Annotated in this window: 19 protein-coding genes; all 19 read right to left on the bottom strand. The window is 33.3% G+C overall.

All coding sequences use genetic code 11. The features are described from left to right. Positions 1–37 precede the first annotated feature (37 nt). Positions 38–1069 (bottom strand): glycosyltransferase family 4 protein, encoded by a 1032-nt coding sequence (locus HM992_RS09555; protein WP_229720472.1) that lies wholly within the window; start codon positions 1067–1069, stop codon positions 38–40. Then, positions 1023–2405, bottom strand: coding sequence for an O-antigen ligase family protein (locus HM992_RS09550; protein WP_229720471.1), 1383 nt, complete (start codon positions 2403–2405; stop codon positions 1023–1025). Before HM992_RS09550 ends, HM992_RS09555 begins: the two co-directional genes overlap by 47 nt. Positions 2406–2409: 4 nt before the next feature. Beyond that, entirely contained in the window at positions 2410–3537 is a 1128-nt protein-coding gene (locus tag HM992_RS09545) for a glycosyltransferase family 4 protein (protein WP_179319506.1), read from the bottom strand. Between the two features lie 189 nt (positions 3538–3726). Further along, positions 3727–4845, bottom strand: a complete 1119-nt coding sequence (locus HM992_RS09540; protein ID WP_179319505.1) for a glycosyltransferase family 4 protein — start codon at positions 4843–4845, stop codon at positions 3727–3729. A gap of 249 nt (positions 4846–5094) precedes the next feature. Beyond that, positions 5095–6417 (bottom strand): glycosyltransferase family 2 protein, encoded by a 1323-nt coding sequence (locus HM992_RS09535; RefSeq protein ID WP_229720470.1) that lies wholly within the window; start codon positions 6415–6417, stop codon positions 5095–5097. 23 nt (positions 6418–6440) lie between these two features. Further along, a complete protein-coding gene (locus HM992_RS09530; protein ID WP_179319503.1) occupies positions 6441–7502 on the bottom strand; it encodes a glycosyltransferase family 4 protein in 1062 nt (353 codons plus the stop codon). Between the two features lie 21 nt (positions 7503–7523). Next, positions 7524–8321 carry a hypothetical protein gene (locus tag HM992_RS09525; RefSeq protein WP_179319502.1) on the bottom strand — a complete coding sequence of 266 codons (798 nt, stop codon included), beginning with the start codon at positions 8319–8321 and terminating at the stop codon, positions 7524–7526. Further along, positions 8321–8926 (bottom strand): sulfotransferase family protein, encoded by a 606-nt coding sequence (locus tag HM992_RS09520; RefSeq protein WP_179319501.1) that lies wholly within the window; start codon positions 8924–8926, stop codon positions 8321–8323. The genes HM992_RS09525 and HM992_RS09520 overlap by 1 nt, the downstream gene beginning before the upstream one ends. After that, entirely contained in the window at positions 8926–9969 is a 1044-nt protein-coding gene (locus tag HM992_RS09515) for an exostosin domain-containing protein (protein ID WP_229720469.1), read from the bottom strand. Before HM992_RS09515 ends, HM992_RS09520 begins: the two co-directional genes overlap by 1 nt. An 11-nt stretch (positions 9970–9980) precedes the next feature. Further along, positions 9981–10856: a hypothetical protein gene (locus HM992_RS09510; RefSeq protein WP_179319499.1), complete on the bottom strand. Its 876-nt coding sequence runs from the start codon at positions 10854–10856 to the stop codon at positions 9981–9983. A 2-nt stretch (positions 10857–10858) separates the two neighbouring features. Beyond that, on the bottom strand, positions 10859–12292 hold the full coding sequence (locus tag HM992_RS09505; RefSeq protein ID WP_179319498.1) for an MBOAT family O-acyltransferase: 1434 nt from the start codon (positions 12290–12292) through the stop codon (positions 10859–10861). 50 nt (positions 12293–12342) lie between these two features. After that, positions 12343–13515 carry a glycosyltransferase family 4 protein gene (locus HM992_RS09500; RefSeq protein ID WP_179319497.1) on the bottom strand — a complete coding sequence of 391 codons (1173 nt, stop codon included), beginning with the start codon at positions 13513–13515 and terminating at the stop codon, positions 12343–12345. A gap of 2 nt (positions 13516–13517) precedes the next feature. Beyond that, on the bottom strand, positions 13518–14405 hold the full coding sequence (locus tag HM992_RS09495; protein WP_179319496.1) for a sulfotransferase domain-containing protein: 888 nt from the start codon (positions 14403–14405) through the stop codon (positions 13518–13520). A 12-nt stretch (positions 14406–14417) separates the two neighbouring features. Next, positions 14418–15476, bottom strand: a complete 1059-nt coding sequence (locus tag HM992_RS09490) for a glycosyltransferase family 4 protein (protein ID WP_179319495.1) — start codon at positions 15474–15476, stop codon at positions 14418–14420. After that, entirely contained in the window at positions 15469–16863 is a 1395-nt protein-coding gene (locus HM992_RS09485) for an asparagine synthase-related protein (RefSeq protein ID WP_179319494.1), read from the bottom strand. The genes HM992_RS09490 and HM992_RS09485 overlap by 8 nt, the downstream gene beginning before the upstream one ends. A gap of 307 nt (positions 16864–17170) precedes the next feature. Further along, positions 17171–17857 carry a hypothetical protein gene (locus tag HM992_RS09480; RefSeq protein ID WP_179319493.1) on the bottom strand — a complete coding sequence of 229 codons (687 nt, stop codon included), beginning with the start codon at positions 17855–17857 and terminating at the stop codon, positions 17171–17173. 105 nt (positions 17858–17962) lie between these two features. After that, a complete protein-coding gene (locus tag HM992_RS09475) occupies positions 17963–19156 on the bottom strand; it encodes a glycosyltransferase family 4 protein (protein ID WP_179319492.1) in 1194 nt (397 codons plus the stop codon). Positions 19157–19403: 247 nt separating this feature from the next. Then, entirely contained in the window at positions 19404–20603 is a 1200-nt protein-coding gene (locus tag HM992_RS09470) for a glycosyltransferase family 4 protein (protein WP_179319491.1), read from the bottom strand. A gap of 8 nt (positions 20604–20611) precedes the next feature. Then, on the bottom strand, positions 20612–21622 hold the full coding sequence (locus tag HM992_RS09465; RefSeq protein WP_179319490.1) for a glycosyltransferase family 2 protein: 1011 nt from the start codon (positions 21620–21622) through the stop codon (positions 20612–20614). Positions 21623–21638: the final 16 nt, after the last annotated feature.

Here is a 21638-nt window from a genome sequence, read left to right as displayed (position 1 = left end):
CATAGTTTAGATAACTATGATATAATATTAATAGAGTTTAAATAATTTTTTCATCCCCTAAAACCTTACGCCACTCTTCTTTTAATAACTGCCAATCATATAATTCTACTTTTTTACGAGCATTAGCGACCATAACTTCTGTTGCTTCAGGCTGAGACTTTAATTTTAAAATAGCATCTACAAAAGCTTTAGAATTATTAGGCGGTACTAAAACACCATCAACACCATCTTCAATGAGAAATGGCATGCCTCCAACATTGGTAGAAACAATGGGCAAACCTAAGGCCATGGCTTCAATAACACTGACTGGCATATTATCAAAGTTAGTAGTATTGATAAACACATTATAATTTTTAGCGAGATGCGTCCATTCTGCTTTAGTCAGTTTTCCCGGGGTATAAATCTCTACATTTAAAGCCTTAGCGTGTTTTTTTACTTTTCTAAGAGAACCATCCGTATCTGGACCTGCCATACATAAAGTAGCATTATAACCAAGATCTTGTAACGCTTTTAAAATATCAACTGCTAAACAAGGATTATATATTTTACAAAAGGAACGCAGCCAAAATAAATTAAGGTCTTCTATAGGTCTCGTCTTAAATTTATATTGATTTAAATTCAGTGCGTTAGGAATATATACAACGTCCATATAGCCATGGTTATGAAAAGCATCCATCAAATACAAGGATGGTGATACCAAGGCCTTCGCAGGCTTAAAAGTAATGGAACATAACCTAGGACTATTTTGTAATCGGGCAGGCAAATTACCACCGTTAAGGCTTAAAACATAAGGCAATTTTAAAAATTGACACAATTGCCCGACTAACACCGCAAAATAAAAATTACTTGTACTATAGGTATCAATAATGACGTTACTAACAGCATTTCTATATTTTATACAAGAATAAAGCATATCTAATAGCCTTAAAACCTTATTGTTCTTACTAGAACTATAAAACATATCAAACCCTTCGCTCTCTAATTGGCTCCCTATAACCTGTATAGAGGAAGGATTGGTTTTATTATTGTATAAGTTGTTTCCTATGTATAATATTTTTCTTCTTAACATTTGTAATATTTAATAAGGCCAATGCATAAAATAACGATGGTGCAGCAATCCGCATACCTGTATGATTAATGGTGGCAAACCAAAAAAACAAAAAGGCATAAAAAAAATAACTACCCGAATGACTTGCGCGAAACGCTAAGGGTTTTATAATTAAAATCAATAATATAATAATACCAAGCATCCCATGCTCTCCTAATAAACGACCAACTTCATTATGTGAAGGTAAATATTCTCCTGTCTCTTGAATACGAATATCCTTCGTCCTACTAGCCCCTATACCCAGTACAGGGTCTTGTAAAAACCCATCAATTTCTTGCATAAACAATGTACCTCGACCTGTAGTTGCGTCTCCCTTTTCACGGCCTAACGAATCTTCATTGGCATAGCGCTTATCTAACATACCTCCCGTTTCAACGGAAGCTAAAAGCCAAGTAGAACTGATTGCAAATAAGAACACAAATGTAGAGCCTATGATTTGATTTTTTACTTTGTAATTTGATTTTAGAAATAAAATCCCTAGAAATGCCAAGATACATATTATAGCGGCGAAGACTCCTCCTCGACTAAAAGTAACAATAGCTCTAAATGCAATAGCGGCGAAAATCAAAATATTTAAAACTTTCAGAAAGAAGCCTGGAGATTGCATATAAATACGCACCACCATTACAAACATCCCCATGCCTAAAGCTGTAGAAACTTGGTTCGGTCCAAATCCCCCTGAAGTTGCAGGGTTAGATGCCGTATTAGATATGGTATCTCGTATAGAGGGATTGTACAAAAACAAATACACCGTCATAGAAATAATAGGCAATACTAAATACTGTAAGATCTTTAAAATTTGCTGTTCTGTTATTTTTTTATCATAACAAAATAAGGTGGCGATACCTAAAGTGACGGGGCCAGCAAGGACAAACGTTACATTAGTTCTAAAATTAGCATCATAAGTCAACGTAATGGAAGCAACGATAACGGCTGGCACTAATAAAATAAGATATAAAAAATAAGGATAAGCCTTACCAGATGCACCTTTGTAAAAAATTCCTAAGAGCATCATTAATAACACAAAGTATTTACCTGTTTCATAAAAGAAATAACCTTTGGTCATCCGCAAAAACACCTCACCACCAACAATATAGGCACACCCCAACAAAACATACATTGTTTTATCCTTTTCGGGTGAAGTAATTATATGCCACATAAAATAAAACAATACTCCTAAAAAATAAATACGCGCAATGGGTTCAAAAAAATAAATAGCGACACCTAAAAACACATGACCTAAAAGGAGCGGGATAAAGTTATCATCATAACGCTTATGTTTCATTGCTGTTCCCATACCCTTAATTTAAAATAGCCTGTTTGATATGGTCATTATAGTATACAAACGTAAAACGTTTTACAACCTCCTGGCCATTAGACACTAGCCGTAAATAATCAGGTGTAGACAAATTTATCAATTCAATAATATAGGTGCTAAGCGTATCTTTATATATATCGGATAATACAAAACCAGTGTCATCGGTTTTAATATATTGCCCAATAGAAGAAATGTTGGAAACGATGGGAACACACCCAAAATTCATTGCTTCTGCCAATACTTTTGGAAAGCCTTCCGATGCCGTAGTTGGCATTAAAAAACCATGACAGTCTTTATAAATTTCAAAAACAGAGTGACGTGATAAAAACCCGTGAAACCGAATATCCACTCCGCTTAATGCAGCCTGCCGTTCAAAATCGTTGCGTTCATTACCATCACCAACAAAATGAATAACACCTAATTTAGCTTTGTCTTCAGGTTTTAATGCTGTTACAGCGTCAATAACACGTCCAACTCCTTTTGGTGTTTCTAATCGTCCAACATAACATAAATTAATCGGATTCACCATTCTTTTTGTGGTCATAAGGGCTTTACCTAAAGCTAAATCTGCTTCAGTTAAACACGGATTTTCAAAAGTCTCGCAATGTGGCGGCTGGTCGTTCCAAGCTCCATTAATGGTAACTGTTCGCAATTGCCTTTTTAAGAACCAACGCTGAAAAGCATAGCCTAAAGGGGCAGAGGTTTGTTTCCAATTTCCAGCATATTTATACCAGCCAGGAGTTCTAGTAAACCAAGTCAAATAAGGAATTAAATAAACTCCTATTCCGGTTGGAGTGCGCAATTGAAAATAATCCGATGCGTTAACAAAACGCCTAACTAATTTTAAGGTTTTTGGAGCCGATGTTATAATTTTCAATTTATTCTTTAAGCCAGCTCCACCAACAGTCGGAATATTTACAAATTTTATGTTGGAACTCGTATAGGGTAATGCACTTGCCGGAGCCTCACCAGCGTATAGCATCCCCAAATGAACTATCTCTTCAAAAACAGCCATAAGGTGATTAATTTCAGTAACCGTAGGCCCCCAACCAACAATAGTACCATCGCTTTTTTGATAGTGTTCGGTATGAGATATGATTACTAATTTCATTGCTATTGGTTAATGTTTAAAAATAATGTGGCGTTCTATTTTTTTTATGAATTTTAAGGCTTCAAGTATATATCACGATTAACAAAACTAAAATTGGCTTCAAAAATAAGAAGTTTAGCTGATAACCAATGCGTCATAAACGTTTTAAAATCGTTTACCATATAAATAACAGTTCTGTACAGTTCATAGCTATTTAGTATTATCGGTCAATCTTTCCAGTTCTTCTATATATTTTTTAATAATGATATTCCATTGGTGCTCATTTGCCCATGCTTTTGAGGTTTCAGCATACGCTGCTTTCGAACTCAATAAATGCTCTAAAGCAGCTTGAAAAGCAGCTTCATCTCCCAACGTCACTAAAGCTCCAGATTCGCCTTCTTTTATGGCATCTTCAATACCACAGCCTTTGGCACCAATGCTTGGAACCCCTAAGGCATTTGCTTCCAATAGTGCAATTCCAAAGCCTTCAACATCTCCTGTGGTGGTTATGGTACTCAACATTACAAAGACATCACTAGCCTCTAAAGCTGATTTCAAAACAGCATTATTGACACGACCATGAAAACAAACTCGATTCTCTACACCCAATTGTTTTGCTAATAATTCGCAAGCCTTTTGTTCTGTTGGTAATCCGACGCAATGGTAAGTAATATTTGGAAAACGCAATGCTAATTTTGGTAAAAGTTTAATCACTTCATGTTGCCCTTTGCGTTCACTGACATGACCTACCGTAATCAATTTAGGCGTACCTTTTAATTCTATGTCTGTAGAGGTTTTAATATGCCACTTATCTGAATTAAAACCATTAGGAATGACTACCGTCTTTTCCTGAATTGTAGCAGGAATTAACGATTTTGTAAATTGCGATACCGCTATAATTTTAGCAAACCGTTGCAAAGCCCAATTAATACTGGTTTTTAATAATGTATTGGTAAAGTTAACTTCAGAGCCATGTATGACGGCTAAACTTGCAGTAGATTGTCCTCGTCGTAACATAGCCACACTCCACAACGAAAATTTACCTGAAGCAATAACCACATCAGCTGATTTAATTGCTGTGCTCAAATGCCTAATTCTGTTGATATACATCTTAAAACGAGGGTTAGTTATCGCAACTCGCAACACTTTAAAAGGTAAAGTAACATCAAAATCAGCCTCTTCCTTCCCATGTACTGAACGTTGATCTGCAATAACAGAAACATCGTAACCAGCACGACTTAAATAAAGCGCGACGTTATAAGCATGATCACCAATACCACCAGGTTGCGGCGGGAATTCAGAGGTAACTAAAAGGATTTTTTTTTTCAATATTTATTCTATTTTTTCATTTCGAGGACACAGAACGCAGCAGTACTGTAAAGCGTCCGCAAAAAATATACAGATTACGTCATCCTTCGCCCTCTCAATGACCTTATGTTTTATTTAATAAGCTCCTCCTCTCAACCGATAACCATCGAAATTAAAGGATGGTGGATTTGATTTCACCTAAAGAAATCAAAGCCAGAAGGATTCACCCCACTTTTCACTTCCCACTTCTAACTTCTCACTTTTCACTTTTTACTTTTTACTTCCCACTTCTAACTTTTCAATAAGTGCCCCTTCATCCAATTTCTTACCAGCCAATCTCCAAGACTTAAATACTTGAAATACCACTAAAGGAAAAATAAATAGAGAAACCATTGCTCCTACTATCATCATCAACTTTGATCCTTTAAAACGATATGGCATAATAGATAACGGCACCGTACGCAACAACGACCAACGCGCTGCCGTATTTCCCCAATAGCGTCTAAAATAATACAACACACTGGGTATAGGGCGCGGCTCAAACAACGAATTGGTTCTAAACGCATCCCAACTCCCCATATCTCGTAAACCACCGCTTCCTACTTTTAAATGTAAGCGTTTTGCATAGGGATGAGATATATTTAAGTAGCCTGCTAAATACGACCGTAAGCCAAACTCTCCATCACCCATGCGTTGTTTTTCAAACTGTCGATCAAATAATCCTATGGCTTTGAAAATGTCTTTTTTTAACAACACATTTCCTGTATCTAATTGATCACTAATTTTAAAATACGCATAATGTGCTGGTGTTGGCGCTCCAACTTCAGAAATAGAAACTCCCGAAGACAAATCTGCCTTAAAAAAATCTAAACCTTTTAAATGTTCACTGATCCAATTTTTATCGACACGGCTATCGTCATCAAACAATAGGATATACTCGCCTTTTGCCATTTTTATAGCGCGATTTCTGGCCAACCACAAGGCTTTTTCTTCTTGATGCACGACCTGAATCTCTAATTGAAAATTAACATAAAACTCAGGTTGAAATGGTGTAGATTGATCGACAACAATAACCTCAAAATGAGTATAATCTTGTTGCTCTAAATCGGATAACACATCCTTTAAATACGGATAACGATTTAAAGTGGGGATAATCACACTAACAAAAGGCTTCTGTTCTATCAATTCTGATTTAAAAGTATCATAGTCTGAATATACTAGTGGCGTTTCTAAATAGTTACTACGCATTACTTTACGAGTCTTCCACCAGCCAAGAATTTCTGTTATAGGATTATAAAAACAAAAAAGGCGTACCATTAAAACATAGAAAACCCAAAATGAACTAAAATATTTTCGTGCAAACCTGTAATTATCTACTACTGGGACGTTTTCAAATTGCGTATAGGTTTCTGCTTTTCCAATATAACCTTTTTGAACGGCTTGCCATGAAAGATCATAAGCTTTAGCTATATGCGATATATACTGATGATCACACTCAAATTGCTCAACGATTTCAGCAGGTAAATTTTTAATTAAAGGAAATACAGAATGTCCATCATGTTTCCGTAATCGAAAATAGTGTGTAGGCTGCAAATATTTAAGGAAGGTGAATAGCATTACAAAATTAATAGGTCTTTAAATTGATGCACTATATTGTCTTTACTAAAATGATTGTTATACAAATCAATATAATATTGATTAGGTCTCCCTTTCCCATTTATAATATTTTCTAATTTCGATTTTAAAGATGTACTATCCTTAGGATCAAAAACAATATCTGATAAACCAACATAATTAGGATCTATAAATGTTAAAGCACCAAATGCAGAAGACACTAAAACAGGAACGCCTTGAGATATTGCTTCTATAAATACCAGTCCAAAAGCTTCATGCGAACTAGGGAGAACAATAACATCCATATCGTTATAAAACCCAATCATTTCATCGCTAGATAAGCCTCCCAATAACACAATCTGTTTCTCTAATTTATGCATATTAATACGCTTTTTGAGATATTGCTTATTAGGGCCTTCGCCTGCTAAATATAGAGTTACATTTTTATTACTATCTAATTTAGATAATGCAGAGATAATTAAATCCTGATTCTTATCTGGAACCAAACGGCCAGGACACCCTATTTTAAAATGTGAATTTTGACTTGTTTGTCCTAAAGACTCCTTTTTAAAAGCATCTAATGTGGCCCAGAAAGGAATAGCTTTTAATTTCGTAGGAGGTACTTTAAAATGAGCCACCAAATCTTGTTTTAAATATTCAGAATTAACAATAACCAAATTGGCTAGTTTTAAAAAGTGTCGTTTTATAAATTTTTGTTTTTTACTTGGATTGATTTGCTCGGTAAGTGTATGTATCCATGCTATATTCTGTTTTACTCTAAACAATTTACCAAAAAGCAATGCTGGATTGACATAACTGAAATTTGAAATAATAACATCGGGTTTAGTCTGTTTTATGTTGTAATAAATCTCATGGTAACATTTTAAAAGATTCCCTTTAGACTTAATTACATAATGGACATTATCCCTCAGAAACGCATTATCTTGTCCTTTTAAAGAAAACACCGTAACATCATAGCCAAAGGAAACTAAACTAACAGCTAATTCTTCATAAAAACGGGATAAAAAACTTTTATTAAAAGTATATAATATTAGTATTTTCAATTATCTTTTATTTTACAAAAATTAATCTTCCCAATTTGTCTTATGAATTTCAGCGTCCAAAACTTGTAAATCTTTAATTAAATATTCATAATCTTCACGACCTTTAAATTTCTTAAATCTCTCAGTAAAATCGTTTGATGTAAAACTACTTCCTCCACCATATCTATTAGAAACTTTATTATTTCTCTGTAGCTCATTGATATAAAAAGGTTTTAAATTTATATTTTTTAAATCTTCTTGAAGGTACCCGTACCTTATTCTATAAATATCATCAAGAAGAGTATTATGGTGATTTAACCATAAATTTTTGGTATAAATCTGTATATCATGTTTTGTATTTAAATCATACGACATATGAGCATGATTTAACCTACTAGCCATTACATTCCTTACATCTCTGCAGATTATAAGTTTTGTATAATTAATATCTTTAAAACTATGATCTAGCATTAAATTACACGAAGAATTAAAATCGGCTATTGACAAATCTTCATAGCCTAAAATAACTAATATTTTTTTCTTTGTTTTTATTTTGGTTTCTGTTCCACCAATCACAGTTGGAATATCACTATGTGGTTTTAGATTGTTATAAAACAATACTGTAGCATTCGCAGATTCCATTAACGTTTTTATCAAGTAGTGATTTCCTGAACGTCTCATCCCATTAATAAAAATTAAGCGTATACCTGATTTATTACGATTCAAAAAAGCTAATAAAAATTGATCGTACATTTTTATATAAAAATGATATGGTTTACTCTTCCATAATTTCTTTCTTAAATTAAGATACGATATTTTTTTTGATAAATCTTGCATCATTAATGGCCTCTTCGAATATTATGATATAAAGAACGTATATTACGATAAATCCTAAAATTAGACAAAGCCTGTTTATTAGATCTACTTTTGGGGAAGGGTTTATTTGGAATAGGAGAAATCTCTAAAAATGGATACAGTGTTTTATAATTAAAATCCTTTTTAATATCCATAAGTAAAAAATTTTCTTTGTCTTGAAAAAAAGAAAGCACAGCATCATTATGCCTATTATAAGTTTCTAAAAATAAAGCTTCATTACCTTCTAATTGATCCTCACCATAAATTTTTTTCCTGATAACACTTTTAGTGTTTCCAAAATATTTAACCATACTTCGTATCCAATCTTCTGGATCTCGATAAGTTAATATAAATTTGGCATTAGGATATAAGTTATAAAGCTCTTTAAAATATATGGGCCATGGCATATCTTGGACCACATCGAAATTTTCCATGATCGACTTTATATACGTAGTTCGATCCTCTTCACTATCAATCTTTATAATTTGCTTATCTCCACCATATACACGATATCCTAAATCAATCAAGACAGTTTCTAAAGTAGTAGTTCCCGTTTTTTGAAAACCAATTACAAACACTTTGTTTTTCATTACACGTAATTTTTAAAAAACTTTATTGTTAACATTTTTTCCCATAAAACTCTGTTACGATGTTGTAAAGATATAAATGTTTCTTGATTCATTTTTTTATGAAATTCAAAGACAATATTGCCAATTACAGGAATTTCATTCGCTTCCACCCAAACCACATGATCCTTCCAATTAATCACATCATTAATAGGTAATATACAATCTGTATTCACAAAAACAGGAATACGTCCCATTGCTAAAGTTTCGTACAAACGTACAGAAAAATTGCCAGCTCCACGTACACATACCACATAATCAGAATCTTTTATATTATCAAAAAATTCTTGCGTCGATGCAGCGCGTTGCTCGGCATTCTGTGTTCCTGCTCGATATTTTTTTCGATATATAAAATTTGTCCTAATATTTGAATAAGCTTCTAAGCGTTTTAAAATCTTATACCGCCATTGAGCAGCCGCTAATAACATTTCAGGCTCTTGCGAATGTAATTTTAGATAATAACCCAAATTTTTTAAGCCAATTTTAAGTTTAGTCTTCAGTGCTAAAGCAATATTTAACGTGGCATACCCACAAAACCCTATCGTTGGGTGCTTAGAATAACAGCGCTCAAATATAGTATTGGCATTGTAATGTTCTTTTAAAGGATCTGATATAAAAACAGGTAGACCAACATGCCATTGCGGTGCTTTAGTCCTATATCCACTTTGCCTAAATAATTTCACATGCGGAAAATCAGGAAAATCTAAACCGACATCATCTAATAACACGACCCAAGTTGGTATTTGTAAATCTTGGGTTTTCTTAAAAAATTGAAAGGCTTTGGATTGCTGGTTGGTCTTCACATAATAATTCCAGGACATCGCTAATATGGCAACATCTGATTCTTCTATAACGTCTACAAATATTACATCTTGCCCGGAAACACCATACATATCCATACGTTCTTGATCAGTAAAACCATCCTTTTTTATAAAAGGTTTTAATAAAGGAAAGGTTTGGCCTCGAAATGATTTATTGTAATGCTGTTTAGAATAGAATAGTTTCATTTTATCTGAAGTCACGGCTTAAAATAAGTTTCTATAAATTCTTCTGTAAAAACGGAAGTTCCTTCTATATTCAAATGATATGGATCTCTAAACAACTTAGCATTTACAAAAATATTAGAAAAATTATGATAGTTGGGTAAGTTTTTATGAAAAACATCAAAATTCCCTTCCGCTTTATATATAGGAGAGGTGTAGAAATAAATTTCAATATTTTTTTCTTCACAAATTTTTATCACTTCTTCAATATGAGGGTTAGATTTGTCTTCAAGCAGAAATTTATATTTAGTTTCCCTTTCTCTCATCTGCTTTTCTTTACCTAAAGGATACCCTAAACGATTATCATATTTATTATTTTTATAAAAACTCATCATTATCTCTCTAAATCCTAATTTGGCATCATATTTCATATACCGATAAAACGGTAAATAATATAGAAATGATGCTTCGGTATTTACAGAACGAATATCCTTAAACAACTCATGGTCTCTAATATATGGTAGAAAAGGAACTATCGCGATAGGATCAAAACCATCTATACTATAATGGTCATCAACCTGAATAAAAATTGTATTTACTTGATGTTTTTCTAAAAAAAGTTTAACCATCAATTTAATTTCAAAACTTTTACTATTAGGAAAACCTAAATTAATTCCTTTATACCCTGTTTTCTCTTCCACTAACATCGGGTTAAAATTAAAATGCACTCGAGATGACCCGAACACTGCGTAATCATATTTACTATCTGTATCTAATGTTTTTAACCATGATACTTTAGATCTTGCATAGTGGGGATGCACATAAATATAGGTATATAAACTATCTAACAGAAATAAAGTTAATACTACTATACTTAAAAGGATTGCTATTCTCTTAAAAAACTGTATCATACCTAAAACTGAAAATAAATAAATTCTTGTACACTTGAAAAACTACCAAAAACAAAAATTAAAAATATTAAAATTAGACTCCAAACCATAGGTTTTTTAATTGTCTCTAAGGGATGTTGCTTTCTTCTAGAAAACCATTCTATACCAACTAAAAGGACAACTAATGGAATCATTTCATAAGAAAAACGCTCTAAAGTTAGACGGTCCATTTTAAATGAAAACTGAAATAGTCTTTCAATATATAAAAAGGCATCAGATATAGTATTAGCCCTAAAAAATATCCAAGCCAATAGTGTTAACATAAAAGTCACTACAACTTGTCCGATTTCTTTTACGGATGGTAAAATGCTATGCTCTGCGATGACATTCGTATGTATTCTGTTTCTATTCAGTAATAATAAAGGTATAAAATAAAAGGCATTTAGAAACCCCCAAACAATAAAGGTCCAATTGGCTCCATGCCAAAATCCACTTACGATAAAAATTATAAAAACATTTCGTATTTGTTGCCATTTAGAACCTCTAGAACCACCTAATGGTATATATAAATAATCTCGAAACCACGTGGATAATGAAATATGCCAACGTCTCCAAAATTCGGCCATATCTCTTGAAAAGTAGGGTACAGCAAAATTCTGCATCAAATTAAAACCAAACAGTTTAGAAGTTCCTATAGCGATATCGGAATAGCCTGAAAAATCACCATAAATTTGAAAAGCAAAATAAAAGGCTCCTAAAAGTAACGTTGAGGAAGAATAACTACCTGAATGCTGAAAAATATCGTTTGCAAACTGAGCACAATTATCTGCAATGACTACTTTTTTAAACAATCCCCATATAATAAGATACACACCATCCATGGCTTCAGAGTACTTAAAATGTCGCTTATGTTTAAATTGCGGTAATAAATTAGTGGCACGCTCTATAGGACCTGCTACCAATTGAGGAAAGAAGCTTACAAATGCAGAAAACTCAATGAAACTTGATGTGGGTTCTAATTTTTTTCGGTAAACATCGATGGTATAACTTAGCGTTTGAAAGGTATAAAAACTAATACCTACAGGTAGAATAATATCTAAAGTATTAGGTTGAATACTATGACCGAAAAAAGAAAAGGCGTCTACAAAGCTATTAGCAAAAAAATTATAATATTTAAAAAAGCCTAGCAGTCCCAAATTAACAGAAATACTTGTCCATAATAGTAATTTTCTATTTTTAGGGATTTCTGTCTTCAATAGCAGTTGCCCGATACCAAAATCTATTATCGTACTAAATAATATGAGTGCTAAAAACCGATAATCCCACCAGCCATAAAATACATAACTAGCAACGACAACCAAAACATTTTGTCTAGCAACGGTTTTATTAAAAACAAACCAATATAAAAAAAAGACGATAGGTAAAAAGATTGCAAAATCTAATGAGTTAAAAATCATGCTAAACTATTATATTGTAAAATCATTAATTCACGTTTTAGTATTAATATTTAGTCTTTATAGAACTCCACAAACTTAGCTTGCTGTTGTTGCAATGTAAATTGGTGTTGAACACGTGCTTTGGCCCGTTCGGAGAATTGACTTTTAATAACATCATCTTGCGCTATTACAGATTCTAGAGTTTTTGCTAATAGTTTGGGCTGTCGCTTTGGCACCACCCAACCCGTTTTACTATCAATGATATTTTCTGACAAGCCTTCTGCATCTGACACTATACATAATAGCCCCATAGCCTGGGCTTCTAATACCGCATTACAAAAACCTTCAGATTGACTATATTGCAAATAGATATTAGACGCATCCATTAATTCCTTAACCTCTTTTGGAGTTTTTACTCCCAACAAGGATACTTCTTTTTCTAACCTTAATTGATGAATGGCAAACAAAATTTCTTCTTTTTGCTCTCCATCACCTATAATTTGATATTCAAAATCTATATGCTTCTTTTTTAAAATAAATAATGCTTCTAACATATCAATGATACCTTTCTTCCAGTGCAATCTTCCTACTGTTATTATTTTTGTGGACGTTATACTAAAATTCTTAGTAATAGCACTTGAATCAAATAATACAGTGGAAATGGCAGGTGTTATTTTTTCTACATTCGTCGATTTAGAAAGTCCATCATTATAAGCACAGTCCAATAAATCATTTGAAATAGTATGTACTTTATCCACTTGCAGCCATAATCGTTCATAGCAAAAAGGGTGCTTAAGTGGATAAATAGCAATATCAAATCCTCTTAAACTCACCGCCATTTTAGCTTCAATGGCTTTAGCAACATGTTCATGTTGTAACGCTAAAGTCGCAAAACCAAAATGCAGCCAATCAACATTAGATTTTAACAAACTTGCATTGGTATATATATTCTTAAATATTTGTGTTTTTTTGCGTTTGCTCCCGTGTTCTAATTTTATAAAACGTATCACGCGCTTCACATAGGGTACTAAGCTTAGAATTATCCATAAATAAGCAAGGGCTTGAACTATAGGATGCTTATAAACTTTGGGCAACTTAAATACCCTACAAGCGTTAAATGTAGGGTCATCTTTTTGAACAAATAAACTTACCAGATATCCTGCGTCTTGCAAGCCTTTAATTTTTGATTTAAAAAAGGTCTCAGAATAGCCTGGTGGTTGAGATAATATGAGGGCAATATGCATACTCATTTTTTTCCACGCCTATAAACATCATCAATGGGGTATAATGTTGTTTTAAATATCAATAAAATAGTATTTATATGCTTCATATCTATTTCATCTAACAAAGGGTTTATTAAATTTGTTTTACTTAACAATTGACTTCTAGGATGCATTTTACTTGATGGCTTTGTATAACGGGTTTCGATATCAGATAGAGGTTCTAAACCATACCGTTCACATAAGTCATAAAACAAATTTATATTTTTTACTAACTCTTCATGTCTTACGACTTCAAATTTACCTTTAGAAAACTTTAGTACCTCTAATGGGATTACATTTTCAATGCACCATCGCAATGCCAAACGCTGGGTATCATTTAATTGTTGATAGTTCGTAATGTCAAAATCAAAATGTTCCTTAATTAAAGCAACCAATCTTGGTTGATTAACAAAATGAGATAAATCAAATAACCAAGGAAAGTTAACGCGTTTCTGACTATGAATCACTTCATAGGGATTTCGAATAATATGGAGGGTTGGGATATTATATTTGTTATTCACATAACTTGCTAATAAATTCCCTCTCACCATTTTTATAATATACATTTTAGGAAGAAAAGGCCATAAATGTCGTTTATATTTACGATTAGAAATTTGACCAATCCAATCACAATCTACGCGATTGCTAAAAATAGCTTTTAAATATGTATTCTGTTTATCTGTATTGTGATTTGCAGTTATCCATTGATCACAAATTAAGTGACCCTTAGGTGTTCTAAATTCATGTTCTGGTTCAAACAACATCCGGTAACGGCTCTGCTGGGCTATAATTTCACTTAGCCAACTGGTTCCGCTACGTGCAGACCCAACTATTAAGACATGCTTATTATAACCTTGATAATCCAAAAACATTCAGTACTCTTTTTAAAGATTATTATATAATTTTACATAACTACGAACCTCTTGCTCTATAGAGAATTTTTTGCGCACTAAATCCAAACCATTTTTTTGCAATGATAGATATAAATCTTGTTGGAGCATTACGTTCAAAATCTTATTTTTAAAATCATTGGTTTCATAAATTGAGAACAAACAATCCTTCTCGATACCTTTTAACATAAACTTTGTACCTCCACCAGAATCTGAGCTCAATACTGGTATTCCACAAGCCATAGCTTCTAACAAACAAACTGGAAAACCTTCTTCCAATGAAGACAATATTAATACATCTTGACTTCTAAAAATTTCAGGCAATTGACTTTGAGAAATATAACCATAAAAATGCACTCGATCTTTTAAATTGTTATTCTCAATAAATAAATCTAACTCTTTTTTATAATTTCCATCAGCCTTACCAAACACGTTTAGATGAATATTTTCAGGAAGATTCAACATGGCCTTTAATACAAACAACTGATTTTTATTTTCATTTATAGTACCCACATAACACATATTAAATGTTGAATGTGAAATTTTATCTAATGGAAAAAACTTTAGCAAATCTACACCATGGGGAATCAGTTTAATTTTATTCCCAAAATATTTATTTGAAAAAAATCGTGTTTTCATTTCTGGTTGATCATACGCTATAAAATGTGAGAATAAACTTTTTAGCCGCCAAGAACGAGACCATGAATTATTTTTTTTTGTGTATAAATATTTTACACCTACTAATCTACAAGCTAAGGGCTCTAAATAATTTGATTTGTAATCCCAAGAATGTACTAAATCTATTTGATTATTTTTAAGAACCTGAACATATTGTTTAAGAAAACTTATTTTAGAAACTTTAAAAGGCTTTGGTAGTTGTACCAAATCACTCACAGGAATTACTTTTTTTGCATCATTCCAATGATTCTCAACTCCTACTGTAACACTAAATTTATGCTTATTTAATCTTGCGATTAATGCTAATAACACATATTGACTACCTGCTGTCTTAAAATTTGGAATAGTAAATAAAATACGTAGTGGTCTATTCATCATTAAATCGCTTAAATTGAGCCAATACCAATAACACATTCATTTGATGCGCATAAATTAGAGGCATTTTAGATTGCAGACCATTATAGACATCATCCACCATATCTTTCGATATAAAACCCGTAAACTTTTTATATGATAAGTATTTATACAATCGTTTTTCATTTTTTTCGCCCAAAAACTGTAATTCCCAATTGCGTTCAATATAGGCCTTTCCTAATAGTTCCTGAAAGACTCTTTCCATTTTATTGGTTATACGATAAGGCAAATTATAAGGTATCTTATTTTTAGGATATGTATAGAGATTAAATGGCTTTTGCTCCTGCCAAGTAATTTTAGCTAATTTTGGAGCACGCTTTTTTATATACCCAATTTGCAACTGTCGCTTGGCTAAAAACGCTTCTGGAATCGTGCAAATAAACTCACACATACGCTGATCATAATATGGTAAAGTTACGGGATGCTTACTCGCAAACACGGCTAAATTTACGGAGGTCCAGCGAGGTGCCCAATATAAACTTTTAAAGGCACGGATACGTGCATTAGCACTGTTAGGAATATCTATAGCCGATAGTAAAGCAGAAATACGACCTTCAAAATAACGATCAAAATCTCCTTCTAAGTTCCAATGCTTCCAAAGTTGTATGGCTAAATCGCGTCCTCCCTTTTTAATCAATTTTTTTTGAAGGACGCTAACTTGGTCGTGTAATGATAAATCATCTCTAACTCCCATGTCATCAAACAACACATCTCCCCAATGGCCTAATGAAAACACTTCACCCATAGTCTCAAATTTGTCAACTATGGCCATTTGCCGCGGTGCTGTAAAATCAGATTCACAACGATTCAATGTCGCTAAATCCTCTATCACATCCCATAAATAGCCGTTCGGAATTGTGTAGGCCGTAAAATCAAATTCACAAACTTCTGCAATCGCTTTTGCTATTTTAGTTTCTTTATACCCTCCCTGAAAATCATAACTATAACTGTTTACAGACGCTTTTAAATGCTGTAACGCTACAGCCTGTGTTCGGCTATCTAAACCACCAGATAAAGGTAAAATCACTTTTTTACCAACCGTTTGTTCTTCTATAATAGATTCGAACAGTGTTATAAAGTCTTGTAAAGTCGCGTCGAAATCACGAGTTTTATCGGGTGTATAATACCATTCAAACCAGGGAGTACTCTCCAAGAGATAACCATCATCTGAAATGGTATGTTGACATCCTGGTCTCAACACAACCTCATCTTTCCAATAGGTATCTGTATCTAAAAAAAAGCCAATCGCTGCAAAAACACAAATAGCCTCTAAATGTAGCTCGTGTGGCGCTTGTACTTTAGCATAAGTAGGCCTAACAGGTATAATTTCGGTGGTGACAGTCTTCATATTGTGATAGGCTACGAATATAATAATTTAGTTTATAAATTAAATATAAAAACCAACCTCATTACAAGAGAAGAACGACTAAAGTAATCTGTCCCCTTAAAACCTCAACGTTATTACGATGAAGGAACAACTGAAGTAATATTTTCCGTTGTAAACCTTAAGATTACTTCCTCACGGATTTGTATATGTTGAAAAGTAGGTGATTTTTAATTAATTAATTTCTACTAAACACAAAGTTTACTGCGAGTCAAAACTCTTATTTTATTAATGCTCCTCCTCTTTTCTCACATAATTTAGTTAACCATTGTTATTCGAACGCTGATATAATTGCGGATTTTAAATTTCCATTATTTCTCACAACCTTAACTACACTATGTCCTCCCTCATCAATTGGGTGCAGGACAACATTACTATGGGTGCTCAGCCGTTCTGCATGTTTTTTATCAAGTCTATGATTTGGAGAATAATAAACATTAATTTGGGTCTTATATGAATTGTTTCTATTTAGATACTTTTTCAAGTCATAAAACTCTTTCCTGTTATCTTTATAATAATATACTTGGTTAATTTGTTTACACCATCTTTTATCAAAATTTAGTATGCGATTAACTCTGTTAATAAATGTTTGAGGTGCAAATGCAATAACTGTATCAACATTTAAAATACTGCCAAATAAAATGGATGCATAGCCTCCCATAGAGTTTCCAATAAAACAAATTCGGCTATACTTATTACTGTTAATTTTCTTTTCAAGGTATTTAATAATCTTATTAATGTGATTCAATTCAGAATCCACTCCTTTTTGATACCATGCTTGATTAAAATCTCTAAAATATATTTTATCACATGGAATATCTGAAATTGAGTTAAAAAACTCAAATACGGGCATTCCTAAGCCTTGTTGAATTCCACCAAATGATACTAATAAATTTTCATGACCATTAAAATCAACAAGTAATCCTTTTTTCGTTTTTTCAATTTCTGCCTTATTCATTTTAAAAAATTCAGATTTATTGTAATAATTATATTTATGTCTTGTAGGTTTAATTGCCGCTAACTCTCAATGACGATAATACCACAAAATAATGATTCCAAACAATTAGTTTCCAACCACTTCTTCATACATCGACACAAATTGCCCAATACTATTCGCTGCATTAAACTCCTCTTTTACAAACTCATGAGCCCGTTTCGTTATCGCATGCAATTCAAATTCTGAAGTTACACTCAAAGCGATTACAGCATTAGCCATAGCTTCAGCATCTCTAACGGGCACCAACCAGCCGGTCTCATTAGGGATCACTACTTCTACCATACCACCACAATCTGTAGACACCACAGGTAAGCCAAGAGCCATAGCCTCTAACACCACGTTAGCAATGCCCTCTTTTAAACTAGGCAATAACATGCCGTGAAATTGCTGTAAAAATGGAATTAATTCCGTTTGAGCCATAGCCCCAACCAAAGCAACGTCATCGACTAAATTGAGTTGGTGGCATTGAAATAATAAGGCTTCACTGAACTCGTCTGGCCCTATAATGGTATACTGAATATGATAACCCTTATTCTTTAAAGCAGCTATAGTATCTAATGCTGTTTCGTAACCCTTTATCCAATGAAAACGCCCAACAGAAACCAAGCGTATGGTTTTATCCTGCACGGTTTCACAAGCCCTATAATGATCAAAAAAGAAAGTCGGAATCGGAGAATGAATGGTATAGATCGCAGTAGCTTTAGCTCCATAAAGCCTTGCTTCGTCTCCAATAGCCTTAGAAACAGCATGAAAGGCTTTTATTTTCGGGAATTCCTGTTTATAAATAGTTGCAATTTGCAAATCGACTATAGGTGTATAATTAATATGAGCACCACGCAAACTCACCACAATATTAATACCAAACGTATCTTGTAATACCGCATAAAACGCGACATCCTTAGCCCATTGTATATGTAATACATCAGGTTTATGCAATATTATAGGTAAGAGTTTTGTAAACCAAATCCAGCGATCATAGTGTTTTTTAAATTGAGACGTATGGTGGTATAATTTCACCGCATCTTTTGGGGATTTAAGAACCAACTGCAGTAATCTATAACTACTTACAACAGCATTCTTTAAATGGGATTTTGGAGTGGCATAAACCTTAATGTGTTCAGAATCATAAGCTACAGCCCTAGTTTGCACACCAAACAATAACACCTCATGTGTTTGAGACACTCCTTGTATTAAATGCTCAATAAAAGTAGTACTCGGAATGGTTCCTGAAAAAACAGCTATTTTAAGTCGGTTACCCATATTTAGTAATTGGTTCAAATAACAATAACACTGGCAAAGGTAAGTTATAAACACAAGAGCACATAAATGTCTTCTCTAATCCCTATTAAATCCAATAATTCCATGCTCTTCCCTAAATTATAAAGGAAGGTGGATTTGGTTTCACCTAAAGAAAACAAAGACGGGAGGGTTCTTCTTCAAATTCAACCTCAAATTCGAGTTAAATTCAATTTCCCACTTCAAACTTTACACTTTACACTTTACCCACTTACCACTTCCTATTACCTAATCCCTCATAAAGCCGCAACATTTTTGAAATACTATGGGTTTCATGATAATTAGCATTCACCAAATCATAAGCCTGCTGTACCATGTTGCGCTTATGCTGTTCTTCAACTTGCATACAATCAACAACAGCATTAGCAAGGGCTTTTGCATCTCTAACGGGTACCAACCATCCCGTTTTTTCAGTAATGACCACTTCTGCCATACCTCCACAATTTGTAGAAATTACAGGCAGCCCTATAGCCATAGCTTCCAATACCACATTTGCAATACCTTCACTTAAACTTGGCAACAGTAAAGCATCATACGTTTGCAAGTGCTCAAATAATGCCGTTTGAGACAAACCTGGCTTGAAGGTTATATAATCTTGTAATCCCAACTGGTTGACTTGAAATAAGAGATCTTCTGGAATGTTCCCTGCAGCAATAATGGTGTAATGAACATCTACACCAGACTGAATAAGTTGCTGTACCGCTTGTATACCATAACGATACCCTTTAACCCAATGATACCGTCCTACAGATACCAGCTGAAATGGTTTAAAATCACGTTTTTCAAAAGGTTTATAATAGGTAAAAGCAGCCGTTGGAATAGGAGTCGAAATCACATAAACACCCTCTGAACGGACATTAAAATTTGTAGCCTGACTCCCTAAATGTCCAGATATGGAATGTATAGCATCTACTTTAGGAAGGCAACGTTGATACCTATTAAACACTTCCGGATTAATATAAGGTAAAATAGCTGCTTGTGACCCTAATAAACTCACAACAATTTGACACGGATATGCCGATTTTAAAAACATCCAACGATCTATGCGGCTCGTCCATTGCAAATGAAAGATATCTGGCGCATATAATAACACGGGCACAAAACGTGAGAATCGAAGCCATTGGGTATATAAGGTAGAATAAGTTTTCGCTTCTTTTATAGCTAATGATAACCGCTTTGGGTGCTTTATTCCTAATTTTAGAGCGCGCCAAAGTGTTAATGGTATGTTTTTGTATAACGATGTTGGCGTATCTATAATTGTAATTCGCTTAGAAGCATAACGCGTCTTCTTTTTAACGGTACCAAAAAGTAAGACGTCATACTCTTTAGCCACTCCCGAAATGAGCGTTTCAATAAAGGTCGTATTCGGAATAAGACCTGTGTATATGGCAATTTTAAGTGGTGGTTTCAAGAAATATGTTAATTTTTATTAATCGAATTTAAGCTATGAAACACATCCCGAACACTTGTAATCTCTTGCAATAATTTAGGCTTATGCTGAAAAACCAATCCCCATCTATTCTTCAATAAACGTTTAACGTCTGCTGGCGAAAATAAAATATAGTTCTTATAATAGTCTTCTAACGCTTTAGTGCTAACACCTGGTTGATTAACAATATCTCGTAGTAGTAATTTTAAAGCATCAACTGAATTACCTGACAAGTATGTGTTTGCATGTTTTTTAAAATTCTTAAATTTTTTTATAAAATCATTGGCATCATAGGCGTGGTAATGTAATAAACCGAAGCAACTTATACTATTAAGAGACTCTCCATTAATTGTTTTATAACGATGCACATTTTTAGGAATAATATCATTCGAAACACGTAATGCTGCTTTACCTAAATGTTGCCCATACCAATAACTAAATGATTGATTCTTATTTGTAAAAGGATTAAGAATGTTCTTTTGCTCTGCTATAAACCTATTCTTAAAAGAAGAAGTGGTTTTAAATAGGGTTTCTTCCTTAAACACATTATTATACTGTAACTTTCGCTGTAATACTTCATAAACCTTAAAGTTAACGGCATTAACTTCTTTAGGAATAGTAGCAAAAAAATCGGCAAAAGATAACTGCTGTTTAAAGTCTAAACAAACCAACTCATCGGCATCTAATGAAATTAACCAGTCTATACCATCTTGTTTACAATGTTGTATAGCATCATATGTATTTAAACACTGTCTGGCTGTATGATGCTCAACTGCATTTTTTGTAAATTTTTCTAAATAAGATAAATGAGCATACAAATCACCTGACACCGAATCTTGAATGGTAACAAAGTCTAGGTCTGCAATACTAGCTTTACCAGCATCTGTTGTGCCATCAAAATAAACATATATACGATGCGCACCTATAGCGTGGTGATATAACATATTATCACGCAATAATCGCTTTTCATTTTTAACAGTGAGAACCAAAGCTGTTTTCATGGCTATAAAAATAGTA

The organism is Winogradskyella helgolandensis, from assembly GCF_013404085.1.
GTDB classification, from domain to species: domain Bacteria; phylum Bacteroidota; class Bacteroidia; order Flavobacteriales; family Flavobacteriaceae; genus Winogradskyella; species Winogradskyella helgolandensis.
The sequence above is the reverse complement of the archived record's forward strand: the minus strand, read 5'-3'. Positions and strand labels throughout refer to the sequence as shown.

What these genes read in the sequence shown, in the direction of transcription:
- HM992_RS09555 (WP_229720472.1), bottom strand. Translation starts at nt 1,069, where the DNA reads ATGTTAAGAAGAAAAATATTATACATAGGAAACAACTTATACAATAAT.
- HM992_RS09550 (WP_229720471.1), bottom strand. Translation starts at nt 2,405, where the DNA reads ATGGGAACAGCAATGAAACATAAGCGTTATGATGATAACTTTATCCCG.
- HM992_RS09545 (WP_179319506.1), bottom strand. Translation starts at nt 3,537, where the DNA reads ATGAAATTAGTAATCATATCTCATACCGAACACTATCAAAAAAGCGAT.
- HM992_RS09525 (WP_179319502.1), bottom strand. Translation starts at nt 8,321, where the DNA reads ATGATGCAAGATTTATCAAAAAAAATATCGTATCTTAATTTAAGAAAG.
- HM992_RS09520 (WP_179319501.1), bottom strand. Translation starts at nt 8,926, where the DNA reads ATGAAAAACAAAGTGTTTGTAATTGGTTTTCAAAAAACGGGAACTACT.
- HM992_RS09515 (WP_229720469.1), bottom strand. Translation starts at nt 9,969, where the DNA reads ATGAAACTATTCTATTCTAAACAGCATTACAATAAATCATTTCGAGGC.
- HM992_RS09510 (WP_179319499.1), bottom strand. Translation starts at nt 10,856, where the DNA reads ATGATACAGTTTTTTAAGAGAATAGCAATCCTTTTAAGTATAGTAGTA.
- HM992_RS09505 (WP_179319498.1), bottom strand. Translation starts at nt 12,292, where the DNA reads ATGATTTTTAACTCATTAGATTTTGCAATCTTTTTACCTATCGTCTTT.
- HM992_RS09500 (WP_179319497.1), bottom strand. Translation starts at nt 13,515, where the DNA reads ATGCATATTGCCCTCATATTATCTCAACCACCAGGCTATTCTGAGACC.
- HM992_RS09495 (WP_179319496.1), bottom strand. Translation starts at nt 14,405, where the DNA reads ATGTTTTTGGATTATCAAGGTTATAATAAGCATGTCTTAATAGTTGGG.
- HM992_RS09490 (WP_179319495.1), bottom strand. Translation starts at nt 15,476, where the DNA reads ATGAATAGACCACTACGTATTTTATTTACTATTCCAAATTTTAAGACA.
- HM992_RS09485 (WP_179319494.1), bottom strand. Translation starts at nt 16,863, where the DNA reads ATGAAGACTGTCACCACCGAAATTATACCTGTTAGGCCTACTTATGCT.
- HM992_RS09480 (WP_179319493.1), bottom strand. Translation starts at nt 17,857, where the DNA reads ATGAATAAGGCAGAAATTGAAAAAACGAAAAAAGGATTACTTGTTGAT.
- HM992_RS09475 (WP_179319492.1), bottom strand. Translation starts at nt 19,156, where the DNA reads ATGGGTAACCGACTTAAAATAGCTGTTTTTTCAGGAACCATTCCGAGT.
- HM992_RS09465 (WP_179319490.1), bottom strand. Translation starts at nt 21,622, where the DNA reads ATGAAAACAGCTTTGGTTCTCACTGTTAAAAATGAAAAGCGATTATTG.